Here is a 24405-nt window from a genome sequence, read left to right on the forward strand (position 1 = left end):
ATAAACGAATAGATTCAAAAAATAAATAAAAAAATAAAACGTTTTCATTTATTGAAGAGTTATTAGTAATTTTCGTATGTTTTCTTAGAAAAAGAACAATAAAAATTGTAAGCGCTATTTTAAATTGAGATAGAATCTGTTATCATTCATTAATGAAAACGTTTGCGCCTTAAAAAAGAGAAAAATGAATTATGAATGAAATGGGGTAGCATAATGGAAAAACAATGGTGGAAAGAAAGCGTAGTATATCAAATTTATCCTCGTAGCTTTATGGATAGTAACGGTGATGGTATAGGAGATCTTCAAGGGATTATTTCAAAGCTAGATTATTTAAAAGAGTTAGGGATTGATGTGATTTGGTTATCACCAGTCTATGAATCTCCAAATGATGATAATGGTTATGATATAAGCGATTATTGTAAGATTATGAACGAGTTCGGAACAATGGAAGATTGGGATGAGCTATTACATGAAATGCATGAACGTAATATGAAATTGATGATGGATTTAGTTGTTAATCATACATCTGATGAACATAAGTGGTTTATTGAATCACGTAAATCAAAAGATAATAAATATAGAGATTACTATATATGGCGTCCTGGAAAAGAAGGGAAAGAACCGAACAACTGGGGAGCTGCTTTTAGTGGGTCTGCATGGAAGTACGATGAAATGACGGATGAATATTATTTACATCTGTTTTCTAAAAAACAGCCGGATTTAAACTGGGATAATGAAAAGGTAAGACAAGATGTTTATGAGATGATGAAGTTTTGGTTAGAAAAAGGAATTGATGGATTCCGCATGGATGTGATCAATTTTATTTCTAAAGAAGAAGGATTACCAACTGTTGAAACAGATGAAGATGGCTATGTTTCAGGTCATAAACATTTTATGAACGGTCCAAACATTCATAAATATTTGCATGAAATGAATGAGGAAGTATTATCGCATTATGATATTATGACGGTTGGTGAGATGCCAGGTGTAACGACAGAAGAAGCCAAATTGTATACTGGAGAAGAACGAAAAGAGTTGCAAATGGTATTCCAATTTGAACATATGGATTTAGATTCAGGAGAAGGTGGAAAGTGGGATGTAAAACCATGCTCACTTCTTACTTTAAAAGAGAATTTGACAAAGTGGCAAAAAGCATTAGAGCATACCGGATGGAATAGCCTTTATTGGAATAACCATGATCAGCCTCGCGTTGTATCTCGTTTTGGTAACGATGGAATGTATCGCATTGAATCAGCAAAAATGTTAGCGACAGTTCTTCATATGATGAAGGGAACGCCATATATTTATCAAGGTGAAGAAATCGGAATGACGAACGTTCGATTCCAATCAATTGATGAATATCGAGATATTGAAACGTTAAATATGTATAAAGAAAAAGTGATAGACCATGGTGAAGATATAGAAAAAGTAATGGAGTCTATTTATATAAAGGGTCGTGATAATGCTAGAACTCCGATGCAGTGGGATGATCAGAATCACGCTGGATTTACAACAGGTGAACCTTGGATTACTGTAAATCCTAACTATAAAGAGATTAATGTGAAACAAGCAATCCAAGATGAAGGTTCAATTTTTTATTACTATAAGAAATTAATTGAGCTACGCAAAAATAATGAAATAGTTGTATATGGATCATATGATTTAATATTAGAGAATAATCCTTCTGTTTTTGCTTATGTAAGAACATATGGAGACGAAAAACTACTTGTTATTGCAAACTTTACTGCGGATGAAAGTGTATTTGAAATGCCTGAGGATATTAGTTATAGTGAATCAGAATTATTTATACACAATTACGATGTAGAAATCGGATCGATAGATAACATTACATTACGTCCGTATGAAGCGATAGTATTCAAATTGAAATAAGAAAAATCCTTATGCCACCTTGGCATAAGGATTTTTTGGATTACCATTTTAATATGGAGAATCCATATGGAGGAAGTGTAACTTGTAATACACTTGCTTCCGCTGAAAATTCTTCATTTGTATAAATGTTAATTATTTTCTTACCAGTAACATGAAGAGGGAGTGAAACTGTAACTTCACTATTAGTAGGGTTTAAAACGAAAAAGATAGTTTCATCCTCATATGTTTTCGTATAAGAAATATAATTATGTTCATCATTTGCTTCGATGAATTGAAAAGTACCATGTCCTCCAAAAGCTTCATGTTGTTTTCGTAATGAAATCAATGTTTGTATATGTGTAAATAATGCATGATCTTGTTCTTTAGTATCCCAAATCATACATTTACGGCAATCGGGGTCCATACCACCATCCATGCCGATTTCATCTCCGTAATAAATGCATGGAGAACCGATGAAAGAAAGATGGAATACATAGAGCAATTTCAACTTATTTTTATCTCCGTTGCATGTTGTTAAAATTCTTGGAGTATCATGGCTATCTAATAAATGAAAGGCTGCTTCATTTACATTCATAGAGTAGGAATGTAGAGATTCTGTAATTTGCTTCATGAACTCACTTGCTTTAATGGAATCGTTAGCAAAGTAAGAAAGTAGAGCGTTTGTAACAGGGTAGCTCATGACAGCATCAAATTGATCGCCTTGTAGCCATGGAAGGGCATCGTGCCAAATTTCTCCCAAAATATATACTTCAGGATTTAATGTCTTTATTTCAGTTCGGAATTCTCTCCAAAAATTGTGATCGACTTCATTTGCGACATCAAGGCGCCAGCCATCTATATTAAATTCTCGTACCCAATAACGTCCTACTTCAAGTAAGTATTCTTTTACATCTGGATGAGCTGTATTTAATTTAGGCATATACGGTGTAAAGGCGAAAGTATCATAATTTGGAAGTGGCTCGGTTATAATTGGGAATTCATGAATGTGGAACCACTCTTTATATGCGGACTTCTCACCGTTCTCTAGTACGTCTTGAAATTTCTCGAAAAAGTATCCACTATGATTAAACACAGCATCGAGCATTACTTTTATACCGTGCTTATGACATTCTTCAACGAGCTCTTTGAAAGTTTCTTTCGTCCCAAATTGTGGATCAATTTCCATATAGTCAATTGTGTCATATTTATGGTTTGAATGAGCTTTGAAAATAGGTGTGAAATATATTCCGGAAATGCCAAGCTTAACAAGGTAATCAAGGTTTTGAATAACACCAGCAAAATCTCCGCCGAAAAAATTAGTTGGAGTTGGATTCGCACTTCCCCAAGGAAGGGTGTTTTCTGGATTCAGCGTACTATCGCCATTAGCGAATCGCTCAGGGAAAATCTGATACCAAATGGTGTCTTTAATCCAAGATGGTGCTTTGAATACATCATCTGCATGAATAAATGGAAAACAGAAAAAGTTACCAACATCATCATTTGGAATGTTAGAAAAGAATCCTCGCTCTGTATAAATAAGAGTGTCTGTTTCAGATTTTAATTCAAACCCATAACGTAAGCGCTTAAATTTGGGTTCGATTGAAATGGACCAATAATCAAATAATGCAGTAGAACCCGTTTTTTTCATGGGTGTACTTGATGATATCCATTTCCCGTCTTTCCATTCGTAAGGATCACCGTAAATAAGATCGGCGCTTTGAATATCATCTCTCTTAGTACGTACTCGGATGTGAATTGTTTGTTCATCATAAGCGTATGCATAATTATCTTTCGGCCTATGATAAATGGCTTCTTTAAACATATAGAAAATCCCCCTTCAATATCTCTATACATAGTATTCCCTTAAGTGTAATAATAAAGCCTATATTGCAAACGATTGCCTTTCTCGTAGCTTTAATATTGCTTATAAGAGTAGTATTCATTTCATATAAAGTCAATGTATAAAGAGTATAATGACATAATTTTTAAATTAATATTTGCAAAATGAATAAAAGAATGTATAATGATAGACAAATAGCGCAAACGTTTTCATAGACTTGGGATATTGTTTGCGCTTCAATTAAACTATTAAATGCAAACGTTTTCAGTTACTGAGGTACATAGACAATTTAGGGAGGTTTTTGGGATGAAGAAAGCATTATCATTATTAACGGTTTCAGCATTATCTATTGGTATGTTATCTGCATGTGGACCGAAAGATTCAGGGAAAAAGGAGGAAAGTAAAGCGAAAAAAGACTATGACCTTCTTGTTTGGGAAGATGAGAAAAAAGGTGTGGGTCTAGAGCCAGCGGTGAAAAGTTTTGAAAAGAAATATAATGTGAAAGTAAAAGTTGAAGAGGTTCAGATGACGAAACAAATAGAAAAACTTCGTCTCGACGGTCCAGCTGGCACAGGGCCAGATGTTGTAACATTGCCACATGATCATATTGGTAATGCGGTAACAGAAGGGCTACTTTCAGAAGTGAAAGTAGATGATACAGTAAAAAGTAAATTTACAGATTTATCAATAGAAGCACAAACATATAACGGAAAAATATACGGTTTACCAAAAGCGATTGAAACACCAATCTTTATTTATAATAAAAAAATGATGCAAAAAGCACCCGAAACGATGGATGAACTGTTTAACTTCTCAAAAGACTTTACGAAAGATGGAAAATACGGATTTTTAGCATTAGGAGATAACTTCTACTTTGCTAATGCATTTATGGCAGGTATGGGTGGTTATGTATTTGGTGAAAAAGATGGAAAGCCAAATGCAAATGATATTGGATTAAATAATAGCGGTGCGGTACAAGGTGCTGAATATATTCAAAAATGGTACAAAGAAAAGTTATTCCCGAAAGGTATTATCGGTGAATCTGGTGGTTCAGCTGCAGATGGATTGTTTAATGAAGGAAAAGCAGCATCTATTATGAATGGTCCATGGGCATTCCAAGCGATGGAAAAGGCTGGAATAGATTATGGTGTTGCTCCAATGCCGAAATTACCAAATGGTCAACCGATGAAAACGTTCGTTGGTGTAAAAGGATGGCATGTAACAAGCTTCTCTAAACAAAATGATTTAGCTACAAAATTTACTGAGTGGGTTACAAATGAAGAAAATGCTAAAATTCGCTTTGAGAAAACGAAAGAAATTCCACCAGTAAAATCAGTAATGGAAGATCCAATCATTAAAGAAAATGAGGCTGCAAAAGCGGTTGCGACGCAATCGGAAAATGGAATTCCAATGCCGAATATTCCAGAAATGCAGGAAGTTTGGAAACCAGCTGGGGATGCGCTTCAATTAGTTGTATCAGATAAAGAAGCACCAAAATCCGCACTTGATAGTGCAGTGAAACAAATTAAAGGTAATATTGAGGCAAATCATAGTAAGAAAAAATAAGGTGAAATTCGTGCCTCTAATATGAGGGGCACGAATTCTCTCCCTTCCATGTGGGAAGAAAAAAGGGGGAAGGAACATGCAAACATCTATGGAACCTGCAAAGGGGTTAAACCATTCAAAGCATAGGAAAATGGCAACCGTGTTATCAATCATTCCGGGCATGGGCCAAATATATAATAAACAATTTGTAAAAGGTCTTATTTTTCTAGTATTAACAGGTTCATTTATTGTAGCCTTTGCTGATTTATTAAATATGGGATTATGGGGCATTGTAACGCTCGGTACAGAAGTTCCACGTGACCATTCTGTCTTTCTATTAGTAGAAGGGATCTTGGCACTTATCGTTATCGCGTTTGGGCTCGGCATATATGCATTTAACTTATATGATGCATATCAAAATGGAAAGAAACGTGATATAGGAACACCGTTAAATTCTGTAAAAGAGCAATACCGTAATTTGTTAGATCAAGGCTTTCCTTATTTAATGGTTTCACCAGGTTTTCTACTACTTATCTTTGTTGTCGTATTTCCAATCATCTTCGTAATTTTAATTGGATTTACAAACTATGATTTATATCATTCTCCTCCAGCTAAATTAGTAGATTGGGTGGGTTTTAAAAACTTTATTGATATTTTCACATTACCGATGTGGAGAGATACATTTTTAAGTGTATTTTCTTGGACTGTCATTTGGACATTCGTTGCAACAACATTACAAGTTGCACTTGGTATTTTTTTAGCGATTATCGTAAATCAGCCTGGTATTAAAGGTAAGGCAATTATTCGAACAATCTTTATTTTACCGTGGGCTGTTCCAGCATTCGTATCTATTCTTGTATTTGCTGGTATGTTTAATGAAACATTTGGAGCAATTAATAACCAAGTATTAGCTTTATTCGGGATTGAAAAGATTGCTTGGATGACAGACCCGTTTTGGTCAAAGATTGCTTTAATTATGATTCAAACATGGCTTGGTTTCCCGTTCGTCTTTGCAATGACAACAGGTATATTGCAATCGATTCCAGGAGAATTATATGAAGCGGCTACAGTAGATGGAGCAACTGCTTGGCAACAGTTCCGCAAAATTACATTGCCACTTGTGTTATATGCAACAGCGCCAATATTAATTACGCAATATACGTTTAACTTTAATAATTTTAGTATTATTTATCTATTTAATAACGGAGGACCTGCTGTGTCTGGACAAAATGCAGGTGGAACGGATATTTTAATTTCATGGATCTATAAGTTAACGATGACTTCGGCTCAGTACGGAAAAGCAGCAGCTCTTACAATGATTTTATCGTTAATTGTTATTACAGTTGCGTTATGGCAATTTAAGAGAACAAAATCATTCCAAGAAGAGGATATGATGTAAATGAATATTAAACGACAAAAGATGCTACGTCTTTCATTAAGTTATTTAGTTATCTTCATAATGTGTGCGATTATTTTCTATCCATTACTATGGATAATTGGCTCATCGTTTAATCCAGGGGATAGTTTATCTGGGTCAAGTATTATTCCGAAAAATGCCACATTAGATCATTATCGCAAGCTACTTGATCTCGATTCAAGTAATTACTTACTTTGGTATAAAAATACTTTGAAAGTTAGCGTAATGACGATGATTTTCTCTGTACTAGCCATTAGTTTTACTGCTTATGCATTTTCGAGATATCGTTTTGTTGGAAGAAAGAATGGTTTATTAACATTTTTAATTTTGCAAATGATCCCGAATTTTGCAGCGTTAATCGCACTATATATATTAGCTCAGTTAACAGGATTACTTGATACACATCTTGCATTAATTTTAATTTATGTGGGCGGAGCAATTCCGATGAATACATGGCTTATGAAAGGGTATTTTGATACGATTCCGAAAGAGTTGGATGAATCAGCTCGAATGGATGGAGCAGGGCATTTCCGTATTTTCTGGCAAATCATTATGCCACTTGCAAAGCCAATCGTAGCGGTTGTAGCGTTATTTACTTTCATTGGTCCATTTACAGATTTCATTTTAGCGAGTATTATTTTGCGAACACCAGAAAATTATACTTTGGCAGTTGGATTATATGAAATGGTTGCGAAGAAATTCGGTAATGAATTTACAACGTTTGCAGCGGGTTCTGTGTTAATTGCGATCCCGATTTCAATTTTATTCCTATCACTACAAAAATATTTTGTTTCCGGTTTAACAGCTGGAGGTACGAAAGGATGAAAAATGGGACATTACGTCCCATTTTTCTTTTCATCTCCCTATAAATAACTTTATAGGGAGATGAAAAGAGATTTGACATCACATGTGAAAAGATGTCAAATAAATAGTATATTATAGTATAGGAAAAAATAGCTATATCCCTTACAATACATGAAGAGGGAGAATAGGATTAGTTTTGCAAGATATAAGAAATAAAAGTTTATGACTTGCAATGAGTGCGAGATAAAATATATGAAAAATGGCAGAGAAATGAGAGGAGGGGGATTTTTATGACAGTTACAATTAAAGATGTGGCGAAGCAAGCGAATGTTGCACCATCAACAGTTTCTCGTGTAATTGCTGATAATCCAAGTATAAGTGAAAAGACAAAGCGCCGTGTTAGGAAAGTAATGAGTGAATTAGGGTATCATCCTAATTTAAATGCGAGAAATCTTGCGAACCAAACGACGAAAACACTTGGTCTTGTTATGCCAAGTTCTGCAAGTAAAGCTTTTCAAAATCCATTTTTCCCAGAAGTTATAAGAGGGATTAGTTCATTTGCACACGTAGAAGGTTATGCGCTTTACATGTCGACAGGTGAAACGGAAGAAGAAATTTTTAATGGTGTCGTAAAGATGGTACAGGGACGCCAAATTGGTGGCATTATTCTTTTATATTCAAGAGAGAATGATCGGATTATTCAATATTTACATGAACAAAATTTCCCGTTTGTTTTAATAGGAAAACCATATGATCGAAAAGATGAAATTACATATGTAGATAATGACAATTATACAGCTGCAAGAGAAGTGGCAGAATATTTAATTTCATTAGGGCATAAGCAAATCGCGTTCATTGGTGGTGGTTCAGATTTACTTGTAACGAGAGATCGTTTAGCTGGTATGAGTGATGCCTTGAAATTAGCAGACATTGTATTACCAAAAGAATATATTTTACATTTTGATTTTTCGAGGGAAAGTGGTCAACAAGCGGTTGAGGAATTAATGGGACTGCAGCAACCGCCGACGGCAATTATGGCAACGGATGACTTAATTGGACTTGGTGTGTTAAGTGCTCTTTCTAAAAAAGGATTCGTTGTACCGAAGGATGTTTCTATTGTAAGCTTTAATAATGCTTTATTATCAGAAATTGCGAGCCCTCCACTTTCGACAGTTGATGTGAATATTTATCAGCTGGGATATGAGGGAGCAAAAGCTTTAGTTGATAAAGTAGAGAATGCAGAATCCACTGCAAAGTGTATCATTATTCCTCATAAATTACTAAAACGTCAAACTTGTGATCATTATGCATAAAAAAGCTAAGAGTTTAACTCTTAGCTTTTTTCTTTAGAAAGGCTTCTAATCGGTCGCAGCCTTCTTTTAAAGTTTCAATACTATACGCATAGGACAAGCGAAGGTAGCCTTCACCGTATTCAGAGAATGCTGTTCCAGGAACTACAGCTAGTCCAGCTTCTTTGACAAGATCAAGTGCAAAATCAAATGATGAAGATGTCAAATGACCAACATATGGGAATAAGTAAAATGCACCTGTTGGCTTTTCAACTGTTAATCCCATTTGAGTGAGTCTATTATATACGTAATCACGGCGTTTTTTATATTGGTGGCGCATCATTTTGGGTGCGTCTTTAGCTGCTGTTAATGCTTCAATTGCAGCGTATTGAGCGATTGAAGTAGCACACGTTACATTGTATTGATGAACTTTTAATATGTGTCCAGCTAAATAGCTTGGTGCAAATAAAAGTCCAACACGCCAGCCAGTCATAGAATGTGATTTAGATAAACCGTTAATGACAATTGTCTTTTCACGCATTTCTGGGAAATGAGCGATAGATGTGTGCTTTTGTTCATATACCAGCTCGCTATAAATTTCATCTGAAAGGACGAAAATATTTTTGTCTTTTAAAACATCTACAATATCTTTTAGATCTTCTGTTGATAAAGTTACACCGGTCGGGTTAGAAGGATACGGTAGTACGATACATCTTGTTTTTTCTGTAATAGCATTTTTAAGCGCTTCAGCTGTTAAACGGAATCCAGTTTTACGAACATCTACAAAAATAGGTGTTGCACCGCATAATCGAATAATAGGTTCGTAACCTGGATAAATAGGAGCAGGTAAAATTACTTCTGTTCCTGGCTCTAAAATCGTTCGAAATGTAACATCAATTGCTTCGCTAGCACCGATTGTAACGATGGTTTCGTTTTCAGGTGAGTAATGTAAATCGTAGTTATCTTTTACGAAGTTACAAGCTGCCTTGCGTAATTCTAGTAAACCAGCGTTATGTGTATAGCTTGTATAGTTTTCTGTAATAGCCCGTTTTGCAGCTTCTTTTACGAGAGAAGGTGTAGGGAAATCGGGTTGTCCGATTGTTAAAGAAATCAAATTATCATAGTTTTGAATCATGTTAGAGAATTGACGGATTCCAGAAATTTGGATGTCCTTCACTCTAGGGTTAATGAATTGTTCCATTGTATCTCCCTTTCTTCCGTTTGAAAATTAAGTTCATTTTATCATATTTTCTATGATCGCGCTTTGTATATGTAATTTAGAAAGAGAGAGAAAAGAGAAAAAAGCCGCTATAAGCGACTTTTTAATATCCGTATTCCCAATCTATCTCATCTTCATTCCAGAGTACAGAGGATACCTTGCCAAGGTGAACAACTGATTCGTTTACAGCACATGTGCAATTTTCATCTCCTGCTTTATGCTGTAATTCTTCATATACTGATTTTTCAACATTTTCTAGAACAACCAAATTTTCTTCTTTTAAAACAAGCGTAGTACCCGCCATATTTATCTTCCTCCTACTAAAGTAATGATCACTTATTTGTAAACATAGATAGTATGGATTATATGCTGTATTTTGCTATAGTTGTCCGTCTAAAAAAGTATTTTTATATTTTCTTTGTAATCCGTATTCATTGTATACTGCACGAAGGAAATTTGGTACAGGGTTTACAATCATTTCGAAAATCTGTAACAATTATGATGAGTTGTTAACAAAGAATTAACAAATATGTTAAGAAAAATCAAAATTTTAAAACAAATACACCTATAAAATGATATAATCATATCAAAATACATATAGGGGATGAGAGGTTATGGAGCTTATCCGTGATTTATTGATTCAAATTGCCATCATAATTTTGCCACTATTTTTATATGAAGCGATTCGTTTAAATCGCTATCAAGAAATGCCTCCGAAGCCAAATCGTTACTTTATTATGTTTTTATCTAGCGTTACGCTCGTTCTCTCCATGACATACTCTATTTGTTTTGGCAATGTGTGTGGGTATAACTTTCACCCCATTCCAATTGTCAGTGGTTTTTTATATGGTGGGATTGTTGGTTTAATCCCAGCGGTTATTTTTGTTGCATATGAATGGTTACTAAAGGGAATGAGCTTTCTTCCAGTTTTAGAAGTAATATTTTTATTGATAGTTCCGCTGTTTTTATCAAAGAAATGGTCTCTTTTTTCAAGGGATAAGAAATTAATTTTAGCATTTATGATTTCATCATTTTATGTGCTTGTTTCTTTAGTATTAGGCATGATTAATGTTCTTTTGGAAACAGGATTTACACCGTATATTTCGCAAATATATAGCGGATTTATATTTGCCTCGCTTATCATGGTCATGACAATGGTATTTCAGGTGTATTTAACTGAATATTTAAACGAAAATGCATTGCTACGTACAGAGATGCAAAAATCAGAAAAGCTTAATATTGTAAGTGAGTTAGCAGCAAGTGTGGCACATGAAGTTCGAAATCCACTTACTGTTGTTCGTGGATTTATCCAATTGTTAGAAAGTACGGAAGATGTGAAGAATAAGGATTATATGCGCCTCGTATTAGCTGAATTGGATCGGGCGGAACAAATTATTTCAGATTACTTGAATTTAGCAAGGCCGCAAATTGAGAAAAAAGAACACATTTGTTTATCAGCCCAATTAATAGAAATGACCACTCTCATGTCGTCATTTGCAGCGATGCAAGGTGTATATTTACAAGTTGAAATTTCAGAAAGTCTTTATACGATTGGTGATAAGACAAAGTTGAAGCAAGCTATTATGAATGTTGTTAAAAATGGTATTGAAGCAATTCAAGGAAATAAAGGATATTTAAAAGTAACAGCCATTCAAAAAGACGAAACAATCATAATAAGAGTTAAAGATAGTGGTGTTGGTATGACGAAAGAACAGTTAGCAAGGCTGGGGCAACCATATTATTCTTTAAAAGAAAAAGGGACAGGATTAGGGCTTATGGTAACATTTAGTATTTTACAAGCGCATAATGGTACATTGGAATATAAGAGTGAAAGTGGAAAAGGCACTGAAGCAATTATTATATTACCAGCTGTACAAAATAAGGAATAAAAGTTACCGATGGAAGGTAACTTTTTATTTTATATTGCTTATTCATTTGTTTTTTCTTGTTTTGCTCGGCTAAATAAACTTTTAAATGTTTGAAAGAAACTTTGCTCTTTTGAGGCAGCAACCATTCTTTTTGTTTCTTGAATTTCTCGAATAACTTGCATAAGCTGTGCATCACGATTACTGTCCTTGTTATAAATTTGACTAACAAGTTTATTCATTTTTTCTTCCTGTTTGGATTCTCGTTTATACATATGATTCATTAATAAGTCCATCTTTTCTTTTTGTAATGCATCTGTTTGAGCGGCGTGCTCGACTAACTCTTGAAGCATTTTTTCTTGAGAGCCTTCTTTTACATAAACTTGTTGCATCAATTCATCTAGTTTCTCATCCTTTAAACGATTTTGTGTAATTAGAGTAGAATTTTGATGAATAATTGCTTCATTTAATTGAGCTAGCATTTCAAGTTTCAACATGAATTCCTCAAAGTTACGTCCATCTTCCTTTTCTTTCGGTTGTATCTCTTGCTTATCTTGTATAACTGGTACAGGTGGGGCCTCTTTTTCTTTTAAAATAATCGGTATCGTTTCTGAAATATCTTCTTGTAATGTAGCAGCTCTTTCATGTATAGATTTCAATAGTTTTAAATCATCAAGTTTATAAATACGAGCATCAGCTGTTTTAGAAATCATATAGCCATGTTCCTCTAACAGTTGACTATATTTGCGGACTATATGTTTTGGGATGCCTGTTTTATTCGTGACATCTTTCGTTTTATAGGTAGCTTCCATGATATTTCCTCCCCAAAAAGTATCGTATATATCATTTCAATCTTTTATGAGGACTTCCTTTGAAAAAGAATGTCGGAAGGCTATTAGTTTTCTACAGCATTAGTGAAAAAATGAAAGTTTTTGGCGGAATGGCAAGGAATAACTAAAATAATGTCTGAAAACATATACAGGAGAAGTTTGTTATAATAACGGAGGAAAAAAGAAACTGGTAGAAACATGGAGGTATACATGAAGCAATTAAAAGGTATTATCATTTCAATTATCGCAATTCTGTCTATTTTAGTAGCAGTTTATGAAGTACTTGTGCCAGAGGAAACAAGTGTAAAGAAAACGAATACGTATGATCAAGTGTTAGAATTTCCGAAAGAACGTTATCCAGAGACAGGAAAACATATTACGGATGCTATAAAAGAAGGGCATTCAGAAGTTTGTACAATCGATCGTGGTGGTGCTGCAGATAGAAGGAAATTGTCGTTAGCACCATATCCTTCAAAAAAAGGGTATGATCGTGATGAATGGCCAATGGCGATGTGCAAGGAAGGCGGAAAAGGAGCACATATTGAATATATAAGTCCGGCGGATAACCGCGGAGCAGGCTCTTGGGTAGGGAATAAGTTAGATAAATATCCAGATGGTACGCGTGTGAAATTTGAAGTGAAGTAGTAGTTGTACATTTCATAATGAAGGAGAACGGGAACTATGGAGTTAACAATTTCTTATTCGCAATTAATGTTGATGAACTATGACGGTGAGCAGCCTTATGTAGACTGGACGGATGAAGATTTTGAAAGAGGTTATGCTGAGGCAGAGGGAACTGTTATTTTTGAAGCACTTTCTGATTATACTTGTGAAGTGAAAGTGACCCCAGGGAAACATATTGAAAAAGAAGAAGTGATTAGAACGATTACGGTTCCTTTTACAGTTGAAAATGAAAGTATCGTTATAACGAGTATTCTTTCAAATAAATTTCAAATACCTATTCCAAATGGTGAGTATACAGTGGTCTTACAAGCAATTCCTCTTGAAGAGCCAACGGATGATGAATTATATAAAATACAATACGAATTCTTTTTTGAAAGTAAAGAATAAAAAATGGGTTATCCTCAATAAGGATAACCCATTTTCGTTATGCGTTTGTTTTTAGCAGGGAGCGAGCATCTTTTGCTGCTTGCACCATGTGCTCTAAAGCTGGAATAACTTCTTCTGTTCTTCTCGTTTTTAAACCACAATCAGGATTAATCCAGAAATATTTAGGATCGCATACTTCTAAAGATTGTTCTACGATTTTATACATTTCATCTTTACTCGGTACACGTCGGCTATGAATATCATATACACCTAGACCGATGCCTTTTTCATATGTTGTATGTTTTAATGTATCAATAAATTCACCGTGACTTCTTGATGTTTCGATAGAAATCACATCTGCATCTAATGCGCGAATCGCATCAACAATATCTTCGAAGTTACTGTAACACATATGAGTATGAATTTGTGTTTCATTTGCTACAGAAGAAGTTGCTAAAAGGAAGGATTGAACTGCCCATGTAATATAAGCGTCCCAATCTTTTTCTTTTAGTGGCATTCCTTCACGAAGTGCTGGCTCATCGACTTGGATTACTCGAATTCCGGAAGATTCAAGTAGTTCAATTTCGTGACGAAGAGCTAATGCAATTTGATACGAAACTTCTTTTCTTGGAATGTCATTTCGAACGAAGGACCAATTTAAAATTGTAACAGGTCCGGTTAACATTCCTTTTACAACTTTCTCTGTTAAGCTTTGTGCATAAACAGTTTCCTTAATAGTCATTCCGTTAATAAAGGCTACATCACCATAAATAACAGGTGGTTTTACGCAGCGGGAACCGTATGATTGTACCCAACCGTTTTTAGTGAATGAGAAACCAGCAAGACGCTCACCGAAATATTCGACCATGTCAGTTCTTTCAAACTCACCATGTACAAGGACATCAAGACCAATTTCTTCTTGGTAACGAATCCATTTTTCTGTCTCTTTTTCAATAAATTTTTCATATTGTTCATTTGAAATAACACCGTTACGCCATTCTTTTCGCGCTTGACGAACTTCAGTTGTTTGCGGGAAGCTACCGATAGTTGTTGTTGGTAACAATGGTAACTCTAGGGCAACTTGTTGTAATTCGTATCGCTTTTCAAATGGAAGAGGACGTGAAAAATCTTCTTCTTTTAGTGCTGTTCGTGCTGCTTTGACATCTTCACGGTTACGTACAGCAGATGAACGAATTGTATGATGTACATTTCGATATGTTTCCAGCTCATTACTAATACTTTCTGTACCTTTAGTGAGAGCAGAATGAATAAGAACTAACTCTTCTAATTTTTGATTTGCAAATGCTAACGCATCAAATAGCTCAGTCGATAAGTGAGTTTCTTCTGTTTTATCGATTGGTGTATGCAATAAGCTACAAGAAGGCTGAACAATGAAGTCTTTCGTTTGGACTTGTTTTTGTAGCGTTGTAAATAACGTAAGAACTTCATCAAGGTCAGCTCTCCAAATGTTACGGCCATCTATACAACCGACAGCTAAAGTTTTATCAGCTGGGAATCCATATTTTGAAATAGCATGTAGATTACCTTCTTTACCATGAACGAAATCTAATCCAATACCGGATACAGGGAATGTAATAATTTCTTCATAGTTTTCTTCTACACTATCAAAATATGTTTGTAAAAGAAGGTTCGCATTTGGAACTTCTTTACGAATAGCTTCATAAATTTCTTTTGCTTGTTGAACTTCTTCTTTCGTTAAAGAAGCGAAAATCGGTTCATCAACTTGAATGACTTGTGCACCAGCTGCATGTAGTTCTGAAAGCAGTTGTACGTATGGTGCAACTAATTGTTTTAAAATCGTAGCGAATTGTTCTTGTGTATAACCTTTAGCTAATTTTAAGAAAGTATATGGTCCTAAAATAACAGGTTTTCCATCTACTCCTAATTCTTGTTTTGCCTCTTCGTATAAGCGAAGTGGACGATTATCTTTTAAAGAGATTTGTAATCCCTCTTCATATTCAGGAACGATATAATGATAGTTTGTGTTAAACCATTTTGTCATTTCAGAAGCTACGTGATCTTTAGAGCCACGCGCCATTGCGAAATATACATCAAGGTAAGATGTAAACTCAGAAAAACGTGATGGGATAAATCCTAGCATATAAGCAGTATCCAAAACGTGATCATAATATGTAAAGTCGCCAATTGGAATGAGTTCAATCCCTTTTTCTTGCTGTACTTTTACGTGTTGAAGGCGAATTTCTTTCATTGTTGTTAAAAATTGTTCTTCATCGATTTTATTGGACCAAAAAGCTTCCAATGTTTTTTTCCACTCTCGTTGTAGTCCGATACGTGGATAACCTAAGTTACTTGTTTGAATTGCCATTTTAAATTCCTCCCTAATTGAAAGTAAGCATTTCCGTTTACTAGGAAATACCTATAACAAAAAGTACAAAGACATAGAAAATAAGCCTTCCTTTTTGTTTTAACACCTCATCATCATCCGTGAATCTATCAGTGTTGTTAAAACAGGCAGGTCTCCTGACTTATGCTTCATATAATTTCTTTCACCTTCCCGTTTTCACAGTGGCACTAAAAAGAAATCTCAGCATTTACAGTGGCGGGACCGTGTTGGAGTTTCACCAAGCTTCCCTTTTAAACACGAAACGAAACTTTCGTGTACCTATTTTCCTTTTGAAAGGAATTTAACAAGCGATATGATATTGAAACAAATTCTAACACAATTTTTGGAATTTTGTCTACTGTTTTAAAATAAGAAAATTCCAAAGTTTTTATTTCTTATTATTCTGACTTTTACATTCTGAAGTAACTAATAATATTACATTATAAAAAGAGAAATTGAGCTATGAAAGAAGTAGGGATGTCTTCTTTCATAGCTCAATTTTCATCTATAGCAACTTCTGAAAGCCGGCCTGCTATAGCATCTTTAAGGAGGGTGTTTAGCCATTGTAGTTCAACTGTAATATGCTCAATTACACTTTGTAAAATATATAGTTGTGCACGTGGAACTTTTCCTTTATTACAATCATATATCGTTTGCATAGTATATAAATATTGAAGAGTATCGTTTTTCTTTTTTTCTAAAATAGGAACTAATTCGTGATCATTGCTAAAGTGAGCGAAAGATAAGGCTGAATAAATAGGTTTATATATTTGGTTTTTTGCTTCGAATTGTTTTAATAGTAAAGTGTGGAATAGTTTTTTGCCTTCTTCTGTTATATGAAAAATCGTTTTGTCAGGTCGATTTGTGTCTCTAATTACATTTGTAATATGAATTGCGCCTTGCTTTTCTAATTGCTCGAAGGCGTAATAAAGTGATCCTTTAGCATATTTAATGTAACAATCCATTTGTCGTTCTTTCATAATATGCTGCACTTCATATGGATGTTTATCTCCTTCGAGTAGCAAGCCGAGAATGACTAATTTCATGCTCATGCTGTCTCAACTCCTGTATATAAAAACTTTATCCGGCATTAACGGGCAGTAAGACACCCATCCAAAAATTCAGCGGAACCAAAGAAGTTAGGTGGGGGCGGGCTGTCCGTAAAAGCCCGATTGGTTCAATTAATAATCAGTGGGGGATGAACAAAACCGCCACTGATTAAAGATTAACTTTATACATATTATAAACGGCATATCCTTTTTCATAAAGGGATATGCCGCTTCTTTTTTATATTAACTGACTTGCTTTTGTTTTTCTTTCTTTTTAGGGCCTGTAAAGAGGCGTTCATTTCCCATAAGTAAAATACAAATAATACTTAGTACAGCCGGAATAAGTGCCCAGAAGAATGTGTTCGCAATAGATGTAGCGAGAGCTTCTTTAATACCCGCTAATATTTCAGCAGGAATTTTTGCGGTAGCGCCTGGCGATAATAAGAAACTTGTGTCTCCACCTTTTGGAGCTAATTTTGCTAGTTCAGGGGGGAACACAGAGTTTAGTTTATCTGTAAAAATATGATTTTGAATTGTACCGAAAATCGTTACACCAAGAGTCATACCGAGTGATCGGAAGAATGAGTTTGTTGATGTTGCCGAACCACGGTCTCGCATTTCTAATTTGTGAATAGAAGACATACTTAATACTGAGAATGAGAAGCCAACACCAAGCCCAGCGAGAATCATAAATAGTGTTACGAGTAAACGAGGTGTATCCATTGTTAAAGTACTTAATAAATAAATACCAAGAACGAAGAAGACGCCAGATACCATCATAATGTTACGATAGCTTGTTCGAGAAGCTAATTGTCCTCCTGTTTGACTTCCAATTACAGAACCAACCATCATTGGTGTTAAAATTAATCCGGCATTAGAGGCGGAACCTCCAAGAACGCCTTGAATGAAGATTGGAATATAAACTGTACAGATAATAAAAGCGGCACCATAGAAAAAGGCAACTCCTTGACTAGCTGCGAATAAAGGTTTTTTAAATAGATGGAACGAAATAATAGGCTCGGTTGCTTTTCGTTCTACAAAGAAGAAAATAATAAGCGTAATAACTACTGTTGTAAATAAGCCAATAATTACAGTGGAATTCCAGGCATATTCCTTACCACCAAGTTCTAATGCGAACATTAAGCAAACGATACTTATGACAAGTGTAATAGCACCAGCCCAATCAATTTTTTGTTTTCTAAATTCTAGAGACTCACTGTAGTATTTAGTAATGAAGAAAAAGGAGATAAGTCCTAATGGAATATTGATATAGAAGACCCAATGCCAACTTATATAGTCTGTAATATAAGCGCCTAATAAAGGACCGAATACACTAGAGGTCCCGAAAACAGCACCGAATAGTCCTGTCATCTTCCCACGTTTTTCTGGTGGGAAGATATCGTACATAATTGTGAAGGCGATAGGCATAAGGGCACCACCACCGATACCTTGAATAGCTCTATAAATACTTAATTGCTCAATACTTGAAGCTGTTCCGCAGAGCGCAGAACCGAATAAGAAAAGAATGAGGCCACCAATATAAAAACGTTTCCGCCCGTACATATCAGAAAGTTTCCCGAAGATAGGCATCCCTGCCATTGTTGCTACCATATAAGCTGATGTGACCCAAACAAACTTATCAAATCCTCCTAAGTCTCCAACAATTGTTGCCATTGCGGTTGCAACGATTGTATTGTCCATTGCGGCCATTAATATACCAAGCAGTAAACCAGCAACAACAAATTTTGTCTTGTTGGCGTCTTTTTTTAATGGTTGAGTTTCCAAATATAACCCTCCTTTAGAAATAAGTAAACTATATTAAGTTTTGAGTGCAGTGGATAAAAAATTTAAATGTATAGGTGATTTTAATTTCTTTTCCATAAGTGCACTGATATGCCATAAAGAATATTATAGTCAAATTTGACTATAAGGCAAACTTTTTCTTCCGTCAAAATATTCTTTCGTATGAGTAGAGAACGAGTGAGCCATATTGAATATTGCCATAAAGTAAATTGTAAAAAAATTTCATTAAGAACACCTTCTGTTAATAGATGAAAAATGGTTTTTTCTTCATATTGTCGAATAGGATAAAAGGAAGAGAAATATTAAACATTGCTTGTAGTAAGCTTTAGTAATTTGGGGAATTCATTGTGTGTATGATACATCTGAAATGAGGTGAATATATATTATGAAAATATGGGGACGAATTTCGGATACAGGAAAGTATTCAATACCGCTACAACCAGTATTGTGGATTGACGGATCGAAAAAGGAAAATGAATTTCCTCAAGTAGCCGTTACATTAAAAATTGGTAGTATGTATACAGAACAATTTTCGTATGAATTGACCTACGATGTAAACGACATACTTATTATGAGAATTGAAGTGGAAAATAAAGGGGTAGAAATGATTTCGAGAGTTGTTGTAAGTCATATGATTCGAGATTACTTTGCTTATATTCCTAATTCTTTAAAAGTTGATAAGGGGATAAGTGAGTTTTTATTCCAGCTTGTAAGGTGGCGAATTGATGATTTGTTACCGAATGAAAAGGTGGAACTACGTTGTAAAATAAAAGCTAATAAAGATAAAGCTCTTAAACAAGCATTCTTTCAGGCTACATATACATTTCAAGATAAAGAGATATCATATGGTCCACTGCAAACAAATGAAGTTGTTGTGCGTCAATAATAAAAAGGAACCTGTACAAAAGGTTCCTTTTTTTAGTGAAGGTTGTGTTTTTTGAGTATTTTCTTTTGCTCCATTCCTTTTTTTCCTACATAGTTATTTTTGTAGCCAAAGTATAGAATAAATAAAAATGAAACAACATTAACAATAGCGTCAATTTGATCGTTTGTAATAAAGTGTATGCCGAAAGAGGTAAATAATAATTTTAATGATAATAGAAAACCAGCTAGTAACCGCATAGCATCTGATAGATTCTCTTTTTGTAGCATATAGATTACTCCTTTCTATAAAAGTTATATATTATATATATGAAATAGAGTAGAAAAGGTATACAAGCTTAAGCAGAAATGTACATTGGATATGTACATTTTTTATTTGGTAGAAAAACATTATTGATATAGAAACATATATTGGTATAAAAGGGGGAGAAGTATGAAACATAAAGGGAAAATTAGTGGATTATTACTTGGAAATACAGTGGCAGTTACAGAATGGATTGCACTTCAGGATGTAATTGCAAAACTGGATTCACGATCATTTTATACCGTCTTTATTATTTATATATTGCAAATGATACTAAGTTATTATTTTGGACATTGGTACGATAAAAGAGCGAACAAGCGTATGAATGAAGAAGTAGGAGGAATGGCAAGCAACGATTTTGTTGTTGATTTTTTTGGGAAAGTAGCCGCTTTATCTGAAAGAGCTTCCCGTAATATTACAGTTTACATTCTTTCTGTAAAAGAATGGGAAGGATTAAAAGACACGTTGCAAGAAAAAAAATTGGGAGTGTTAGTACAAAAATTAGAGAGTACCATTGTAAAGTCAATTCGGAAGGGAGATGTTGTTACAAAGTGGGATGAAAATAAGTATGTTATTGTAGCAATTGATAATGGTCATGAAACATCAACAATAACAAACAGATTAATGAAAAATATTGAAAGTGAAATAGAAGGTGATTTACTCAGTGTCACTCTTTTATTTGGAGCAGCTAGCTATCCAGTAGAAGGAAAAACGTTTGAAGAACTGTTGAGAAAGTCGCAAAATCAATTGTACCAGTATAGAAATTTGCAAGAAAATGAGTGAAGCTTTGATTTGAAGATATTTGATAGGAAGAAGTTTTATTTGTAACATTTTTTTGACTTTTATTACAAAAAAACGCTACGTTTGTAATAAAAGTCTTTAAAAATATATGAAATAAGCATATAATTATGATGGTAGTGTCAATGCAATTTGCACAATGTGTTTTATTTTAAAAGTGTAGAGGAAAGCAAGCTCTACACTTTTCCTTTTTAGGAAATGAAAAGAATATTTGTAAGTTGTTGCGAGATATCGATTGTACTGTGTAAAATGAACAAAGAGATTATTTGATAGAAAGCTGGAAAGGGAATGATAGACGTGAGAGCGGAACGATCACCTTTTATCAGGTGAACTATTATAGTCTTATTAAGACTGAGGTGAAATTCTGTGGCCATTAAGGTAATACATAGTGTGAACAGATTTTAAAGAACACGAAGTACTATACTTAAAGATGGATATGGAACTGCTAAATACTTCAAAAAGAATAATGTAATATTAAGTAATAATTTGTACAAACAATATTAATGATCTTCGTAAAAAAGATGCGAGTGTATAGAACAATTACATATTTTATAACTTTTTTATATTACACGATGGTCGTTTATAAGTAGGAGGAAGAGATGTTGAAATATAGTAAATTAGCAATTATAACTGCATTATCAATGACTTTATTAGCCGGTTGTTTTGGACCGAAACCAGAAGAAGAATTATATGTAGCGTTTGAAAACGCTGCTAAACAAGAAAAAACAATGTTTGAAGATGCAAAAAAACTTGAGACTTTAGAGAAAGAAGGACAAGAATTATATAACCAGATTGTGCAAGAAGGAAAAGATAATAATCAAACTGTTAAAGAAAAACTGAATCAAGCAGCAAAGAATACAACTGAACGAGAAAAAGTACTTACAAAAGAAAAAGAGGCCTTAAATAAAGCGCAAGAAGAAGTGAAGTCAGCTGATAAGTATGTGAAGAAAATTGAAGATAATAAGTTGAAAGATCAAGCTGATAAAGTGAAAAGCATGTATGAGAAACGACACGATTCATTTAATAAAATGTATGACAGCTATAATAAATCTTTAAAACAAGAAAAAGAGTTATATACAATGTTACAAGATAAAGGTACTAAATTAAAAGATATTAGTGAAAAAGTAAAAGTAGTAAATCAATCTTATAAGGATATTGAGTCAGAAAAAGATAAATTTAATGAATTCACAAAGTCTTATAATACAGAAAAAGTAGCTTTTTATAAACAAGCAAATATTAAAATTAAAGAAGAGAAAAAATAAAACAGTTTGGCCTACACTTGGCCAAACTGTTTTATTTTTTTGTATAAGTACGACTATACCATGGAACCGGTTCACTTAATTTTTTTTCTTGTTTCAATGCTTCAGGCCCAATATAATCTTGAAGTGTTTTTTTTGCTACTGTTAAAGATAAGGTTGTTTTCGGATTTCGATAGGAGGATTCAAGATGACCAAGATGCGGTAGAATTCGAAAATCTTCTTTCGTAGGAGGGATGTGGAAAAAATAATCGCCTAAACGTATAAGGACATCAGATTGTTGTTGGCTAAAACGTGGGTTTCTAGAAAAATGTAATCCTTCTTTAATTGCTTTTTTTTCAGCAATCAAACGCTCTAAAGCTGTCTTTTTTAACCAGTATAAATATTTAGGATTAGTAGCTGCTTTAGCATGACGATTCACAACGAAAATAGATTGAGCTAGTCGATTAATAGAATGTTGGTTTTGTAATTGAGATTGTGGTTGTGAAGGTTTCATATTGAATCTCCTTTCAATTTTTCATTATTATAGCATAAATAAAATAGGTTTTTATTATATGCAAAAAGTGATTGTATATATTTTCAATATTAAAGCAATATTGTTACAAAAAACAACTATTTTGTATAATAGTAATAGAATATGTTTTTGAAATTTGATAATGAAAGAGTGAGAAGTTTGAAAGAAATATTAAAACAACAGTATGCCATTATAGATATTGGATCTAATACAATGCGTTTAGTTATTTATGAAAAGCAAAATGGAGGTTTTTATAAAGAGATTGAAAATACGAAAGTGGTTGCTAGGTTAAGGAATTACTTAATTGATGGTGTGTTGAATGAAGAGGGAATAGAAGTATTATTACAGACATTATTTCAATTTCAAGAAAGTACAAGGTTCCATCAGTTGCATCATGTACTTTGTGTTGCAACAGCAACAATTAGACAGTCTGAGAATCAAGAGGAAATTAAAAAGCTTATTGAAGGACAAACGGACTTTACTCTTAGAGTATTATCAGAATATGAGGAAGCGCGTTACGGATACTTGGCGGTTATGAATTCTACATCGTTTTCAGAAGGAATAACGGTAGATATTGGTGGGGGAAGTACGGAAGTTACATACTTTAGAAATAGAGAGATTTTAGAGTACCATAGTTTTCCTTTTGGGGCACTTTCTTTAAAGCAACAATTTATTAAAGGTGATATTCCTACTAAAGATGAGTTAGAGGGAATGCAACAGTATTTAGAATTTCAATTTCAAACGTTACCATGGTTCATCAATAAGAAATTGCCTCTTATTGCAATTGGTGGTAGTGCGAGGAACTTAGTAAAAATCCATCAAAATTTAATATGTTATCCTATAGCAGGATTACATTTATACAAGATGAAAGAAGAAGATATTGAAAATGTAAAAGATGAGTTGGAAAAATTGTCGTTCATAGAACTTCAGAAATTGGAAGGATTGGCAAAAGATCGAGCGGATACGATTATTCCAGCGGTTGAAGTATTTCATACACTTGTTAATGTTATAGAGGCACCGGCATTTGTATTAAGTAGAAAAGGATTAAGAGAAGGTGTTTTCTATGAAGAGTTGACAAAAGATTTGGGGATTTCATATTATCCGAACGTAGTTGAAGAAAGTTTGCATTTACTATCACATGAATACGAAATGGACATGGAATTTGTTATTCAACTTATTAAACATGGAAGACTAATTTGCAAACAACTTGAGGAAATAGGGCTTATTTCTATGTCAGTAAAAGACTGGGAAGTATTCCATCAAGCAGCGAAAGTATTTAATATAGGCAAATATATAGACGAAGAAGCGAGCCGTTTACATATGTTTTATTTATTGGCGAATAAGACAATTGATGGCATGATGCATAAAGATAGAGTGAGGTTAGCGCTTATTGCATCTTATAAATCAAAAATGCTATTTAAACAACATTTATCTCCATTTGAAGGTTGGTTTGATAAAAGTGAACAAAAAAAAATCCGTCTATTAGGAGCTGTTTTACAATTTTCAGCTGCTTTAAATGCAAGGCAACGATCGCTTGTTGAAACCATATCTATAACAGAAAGCAAAGAGGCATTAACGTTTAAAGTTTTATGTGAACAGTCTGCATTAGCAGAAAAAGTGCAAGCTGAAAAACAAAAAAAACAGTTAGAAAGAGTATTAAAAACGAATATTAACTTGTTATTTGAACTAAAACATTAGGTCGTACG

At 34.0% G+C, this 24405-nt stretch carries 21 protein-coding genes and 1 riboswitch; of the genes, 12 read left to right on the plus strand and 9 right to left on the minus strand.

Annotated features, from left to right (window positions below):
- Nucleotides 1-213 precede the first annotated feature (213 nt).
- Complete coding sequence (gene malL, locus MHI28_RS27095; protein WP_000415168.1) at nt 214-1890, plus strand: oligo-1,6-glucosidase; 1677 nt, start codon at nt 214-216, stop codon at nt 1888-1890.
- 40 nt (nt 1891-1930) lie between these two features.
- On the opposite strand, the gene MHI28_RS27100 is transcribed toward malL, so the two are convergent.
- On the minus strand, nt 1931-3691 hold the full coding sequence (locus MHI28_RS27100) for an alpha-glycosidase (protein WP_000471784.1): 1761 nt from the start codon (nt 3689-3691) through the stop codon (nt 1931-1933).
- Between the two features lie 324 nt (nt 3692-4015).
- Here MHI28_RS27100 and MHI28_RS27105 point away from each other — a divergent pair, with 324 nt between their 5' ends.
- The 4 genes from MHI28_RS27105 (at nt 4016) to malR (ending at nt 8788) form a co-directional block, all read left to right on the plus strand.
- Nucleotides 4016-5275: an extracellular solute-binding protein gene (locus tag MHI28_RS27105; RefSeq protein ID WP_000709931.1), complete on the plus strand. Its 1260-nt coding sequence runs from the start codon at nt 4016-4018 to the stop codon at nt 5273-5275.
- Nucleotides 5276-5351: 76 nt separating this feature from the next.
- Nucleotides 5352-6653 (plus strand): maltosaccharide ABC transporter permease MalC, encoded by a 1302-nt coding sequence (malC, locus tag MHI28_RS27110; protein ID WP_001194983.1) that lies wholly within the window; start codon nt 5352-5354, stop codon nt 6651-6653.
- On the plus strand, nt 6654-7496 hold the full coding sequence (gene malD / locus MHI28_RS27115) for a maltosaccharide ABC transporter permease MalD (protein WP_001022600.1): 843 nt from the start codon (nt 6654-6656) through the stop codon (nt 7494-7496).
- Nucleotides 7497-7765: 269 nt separating this feature from the next.
- Nucleotides 7766-8788: a maltose operon transcriptional repressor MalR gene (gene malR, locus MHI28_RS27120; RefSeq protein WP_000219054.1), complete on the plus strand. Its 1023-nt coding sequence runs from the start codon at nt 7766-7768 to the stop codon at nt 8786-8788.
- A gap of 13 nt (nt 8789-8801) precedes the next feature.
- Here malR and MHI28_RS27125 read toward each other — a convergent pair whose 3' ends face one another.
- Together MHI28_RS27125 and MHI28_RS27130 are read right to left on the minus strand one after the other, a co-directional pair.
- A complete protein-coding gene (locus MHI28_RS27125; protein WP_000434584.1) occupies nt 8802-9965 on the minus strand; it encodes an aminotransferase A in 1164 nt (387 codons plus the stop codon).
- 121 nt (nt 9966-10086) lie between these two features.
- Nucleotides 10087-10287 (minus strand): hypothetical protein, encoded by a 201-nt coding sequence (locus MHI28_RS27130; protein ID WP_000929277.1) that lies wholly within the window; start codon nt 10285-10287, stop codon nt 10087-10089.
- Nucleotides 10288-10597: 310 nt separating this feature from the next.
- Between MHI28_RS27130 and kinB the strand changes: the two genes are divergently transcribed.
- Nucleotides 10598-11872, plus strand: coding sequence for a sporulation sensor histidine kinase KinB (gene kinB, locus MHI28_RS27135; protein ID WP_000420369.1), 1275 nt, complete (start codon nt 10598-10600; stop codon nt 11870-11872).
- Between the two features lie 38 nt (nt 11873-11910).
- Here kinB and MHI28_RS27140 read toward each other — a convergent pair whose 3' ends face one another.
- The gene (locus MHI28_RS27140; protein WP_000388468.1) at nt 11911-12660 is read right to left on the minus strand and encodes a DUF3967 domain-containing protein; all 750 of its coding nucleotides are present in this window, start codon (nt 12658-12660) and stop codon (nt 11911-11913) included.
- A 228-nt stretch (nt 12661-12888) separates the two neighbouring features.
- Between MHI28_RS27140 and nucA the strand changes: the two genes are divergently transcribed.
- Nucleotides 12889-13323 carry a DNA-entry nuclease gene (gene nucA / locus MHI28_RS27145; RefSeq protein WP_000811494.1) on the plus strand — a complete coding sequence of 145 codons (435 nt, stop codon included), beginning with the start codon at nt 12889-12891 and terminating at the stop codon, nt 13321-13323.
- A 36-nt stretch (nt 13324-13359) separates the two neighbouring features.
- Nucleotides 13360-13749: a competence protein ComJ gene (locus tag MHI28_RS27150; protein WP_000424022.1), complete on the plus strand. Its 390-nt coding sequence runs from the start codon at nt 13360-13362 to the stop codon at nt 13747-13749.
- Between the two features lie 37 nt (nt 13750-13786).
- Here the strand turns inward: MHI28_RS27150 and metE are convergent, their stop codons facing one another.
- From metE to MHI28_RS27165, 3 genes are all read right to left on the minus strand, one after another.
- Complete coding sequence (metE, locus tag MHI28_RS27155; RefSeq protein ID WP_340828336.1) at nt 13787-16075, minus strand: 5-methyltetrahydropteroyltriglutamate--homocysteine S-methyltransferase; 2289 nt, start codon at nt 16073-16075, stop codon at nt 13787-13789.
- A gap of 128 nt (nt 16076-16203) precedes the next feature.
- Nucleotides 16204-16391: riboswitch (cobalamin riboswitch) on the minus strand.
- 196 nt (nt 16392-16587) lie between these two features.
- The gene (locus MHI28_RS27160; protein WP_000062064.1) at nt 16588-17145 is read right to left on the minus strand and encodes a PadR family transcriptional regulator; all 558 of its coding nucleotides are present in this window, start codon (nt 17143-17145) and stop codon (nt 16588-16590) included.
- Nucleotides 17146-17385: 240 nt separating this feature from the next.
- Nucleotides 17386-18927: an MDR family MFS transporter gene (locus tag MHI28_RS27165; RefSeq protein ID WP_000449901.1), complete on the minus strand. Its 1542-nt coding sequence runs from the start codon at nt 18925-18927 to the stop codon at nt 17386-17388.
- A 403-nt stretch (nt 18928-19330) separates the two neighbouring features.
- Here MHI28_RS27165 and MHI28_RS27170 point away from each other — a divergent pair, with 403 nt between their 5' ends.
- Complete coding sequence (locus MHI28_RS27170) at nt 19331-19831, plus strand: hypothetical protein (RefSeq protein WP_000708116.1); 501 nt, start codon at nt 19331-19333, stop codon at nt 19829-19831.
- 32 nt (nt 19832-19863) lie between these two features.
- Here the strand turns inward: MHI28_RS27170 and MHI28_RS27175 are convergent, their stop codons facing one another.
- Nucleotides 19864-20097 (minus strand): SPP1 phage holin family protein, encoded by a 234-nt coding sequence (locus MHI28_RS27175; RefSeq protein WP_000939448.1) that lies wholly within the window; start codon nt 20095-20097, stop codon nt 19864-19866.
- 163 nt (nt 20098-20260) lie between these two features.
- Between MHI28_RS27175 and MHI28_RS27180 the strand changes: the two genes are divergently transcribed.
- A complete protein-coding gene (locus MHI28_RS27180; RefSeq protein ID WP_000680815.1) occupies nt 20261-20914 on the plus strand; it encodes a diguanylate cyclase domain-containing protein in 654 nt (217 codons plus the stop codon).
- A gap of 614 nt (nt 20915-21528) precedes the next feature.
- Nucleotides 21529-22191, plus strand: a complete 663-nt coding sequence (locus MHI28_RS27185) for a YkyA family protein (RefSeq protein ID WP_000922470.1) — start codon at nt 21529-21531, stop codon at nt 22189-22191.
- A 31-nt stretch (nt 22192-22222) separates the two neighbouring features.
- Here MHI28_RS27185 and MHI28_RS27190 read toward each other — a convergent pair whose 3' ends face one another.
- Nucleotides 22223-22681, minus strand: coding sequence for a YkyB family protein (locus MHI28_RS27190; protein ID WP_000804864.1), 459 nt, complete (start codon nt 22679-22681; stop codon nt 22223-22225).
- A 141-nt stretch (nt 22682-22822) separates the two neighbouring features.
- Between MHI28_RS27190 and MHI28_RS27195 the strand changes: the two genes are divergently transcribed.
- Nucleotides 22823-24397, plus strand: coding sequence for a Ppx/GppA family phosphatase (locus MHI28_RS27195; protein WP_340828339.1), 1575 nt, complete (start codon nt 22823-22825; stop codon nt 24395-24397).
- Nucleotides 24398-24405: the final 8 nt, after the last annotated feature.

Source organism: Bacillus sp. FSL K6-0268, from assembly GCF_038005425.1.
In the GTDB taxonomy this organism is placed as follows: Bacteria; Bacillota; Bacilli; order Bacillales; family Bacillaceae_G; genus Bacillus_A; species Bacillus_A thuringiensis_S.

Bases quoted from the DNA above. Each gene is read 5' to 3' on its own strand.
- malD (WP_001022600.1), top strand. From the start codon at position 6,654: ATGAATATTAAACGACAAAAGATGCTACGTCTTTCATTAAGTTATTTA.
- MHI28_RS27190 (WP_000804864.1), bottom strand. From the start codon at position 22,681: ATGAAACCTTCACAACCACAATCTCAATTACAAAACCAACATTCTATT.
- MHI28_RS27105 (WP_000709931.1), top strand. From the start codon at position 4,016: ATGAAGAAAGCATTATCATTATTAACGGTTTCAGCATTATCTATTGGT.
- MHI28_RS27140 (WP_000388468.1), bottom strand. From the start codon at position 12,660: ATGGAAGCTACCTATAAAACGAAAGATGTCACGAATAAAACAGGCATC.
- metE (WP_340828336.1), bottom strand. From the start codon at position 16,075: ATGGCAATTCAAACAAGTAACTTAGGTTATCCACGTATCGGACTACAA.
- MHI28_RS27150 (WP_000424022.1), top strand. From the start codon at position 13,360: ATGGAGTTAACAATTTCTTATTCGCAATTAATGTTGATGAACTATGAC.
- malL (WP_000415168.1), top strand. From the start codon at position 214: ATGGAAAAACAATGGTGGAAAGAAAGCGTAGTATATCAAATTTATCCT.
- malR (WP_000219054.1), top strand. From the start codon at position 7,766: ATGACAGTTACAATTAAAGATGTGGCGAAGCAAGCGAATGTTGCACCA.
- MHI28_RS27185 (WP_000922470.1), top strand. From the start codon at position 21,529: ATGTTGAAATATAGTAAATTAGCAATTATAACTGCATTATCAATGACT.
- MHI28_RS27160 (WP_000062064.1), bottom strand. From the start codon at position 17,145: ATGAGCATGAAATTAGTCATTCTCGGCTTGCTACTCGAAGGAGATAAA.
- MHI28_RS27100 (WP_000471784.1), bottom strand. From the start codon at position 3,691: ATGTTTAAAGAAGCCATTTATCATAGGCCGAAAGATAATTATGCATAC.
- MHI28_RS27130 (WP_000929277.1), bottom strand. From the start codon at position 10,287: ATGGCGGGTACTACGCTTGTTTTAAAAGAAGAAAATTTGGTTGTTCTA.
- MHI28_RS27195 (WP_340828339.1), top strand. From the start codon at position 22,823: ATGTTTTTGAAATTTGATAATGAAAGAGTGAGAAGTTTGAAAGAAATA.
- MHI28_RS27125 (WP_000434584.1), bottom strand. From the start codon at position 9,965: ATGGAACAATTCATTAACCCTAGAGTGAAGGACATCCAAATTTCTGGA.
- malC (WP_001194983.1), top strand. From the start codon at position 5,352: ATGCAAACATCTATGGAACCTGCAAAGGGGTTAAACCATTCAAAGCAT.
- MHI28_RS27180 (WP_000680815.1), top strand. From the start codon at position 20,261: ATGAAACATAAAGGGAAAATTAGTGGATTATTACTTGGAAATACAGTG.
- kinB (WP_000420369.1), top strand. From the start codon at position 10,598: ATGGAGCTTATCCGTGATTTATTGATTCAAATTGCCATCATAATTTTG.
- MHI28_RS27170 (WP_000708116.1), top strand. From the start codon at position 19,331: ATGAAAATATGGGGACGAATTTCGGATACAGGAAAGTATTCAATACCG.
- nucA (WP_000811494.1), top strand. From the start codon at position 12,889: ATGAAGCAATTAAAAGGTATTATCATTTCAATTATCGCAATTCTGTCT.
- MHI28_RS27175 (WP_000939448.1), bottom strand. From the start codon at position 20,097: ATGCTACAAAAAGAGAATCTATCAGATGCTATGCGGTTACTAGCTGGT.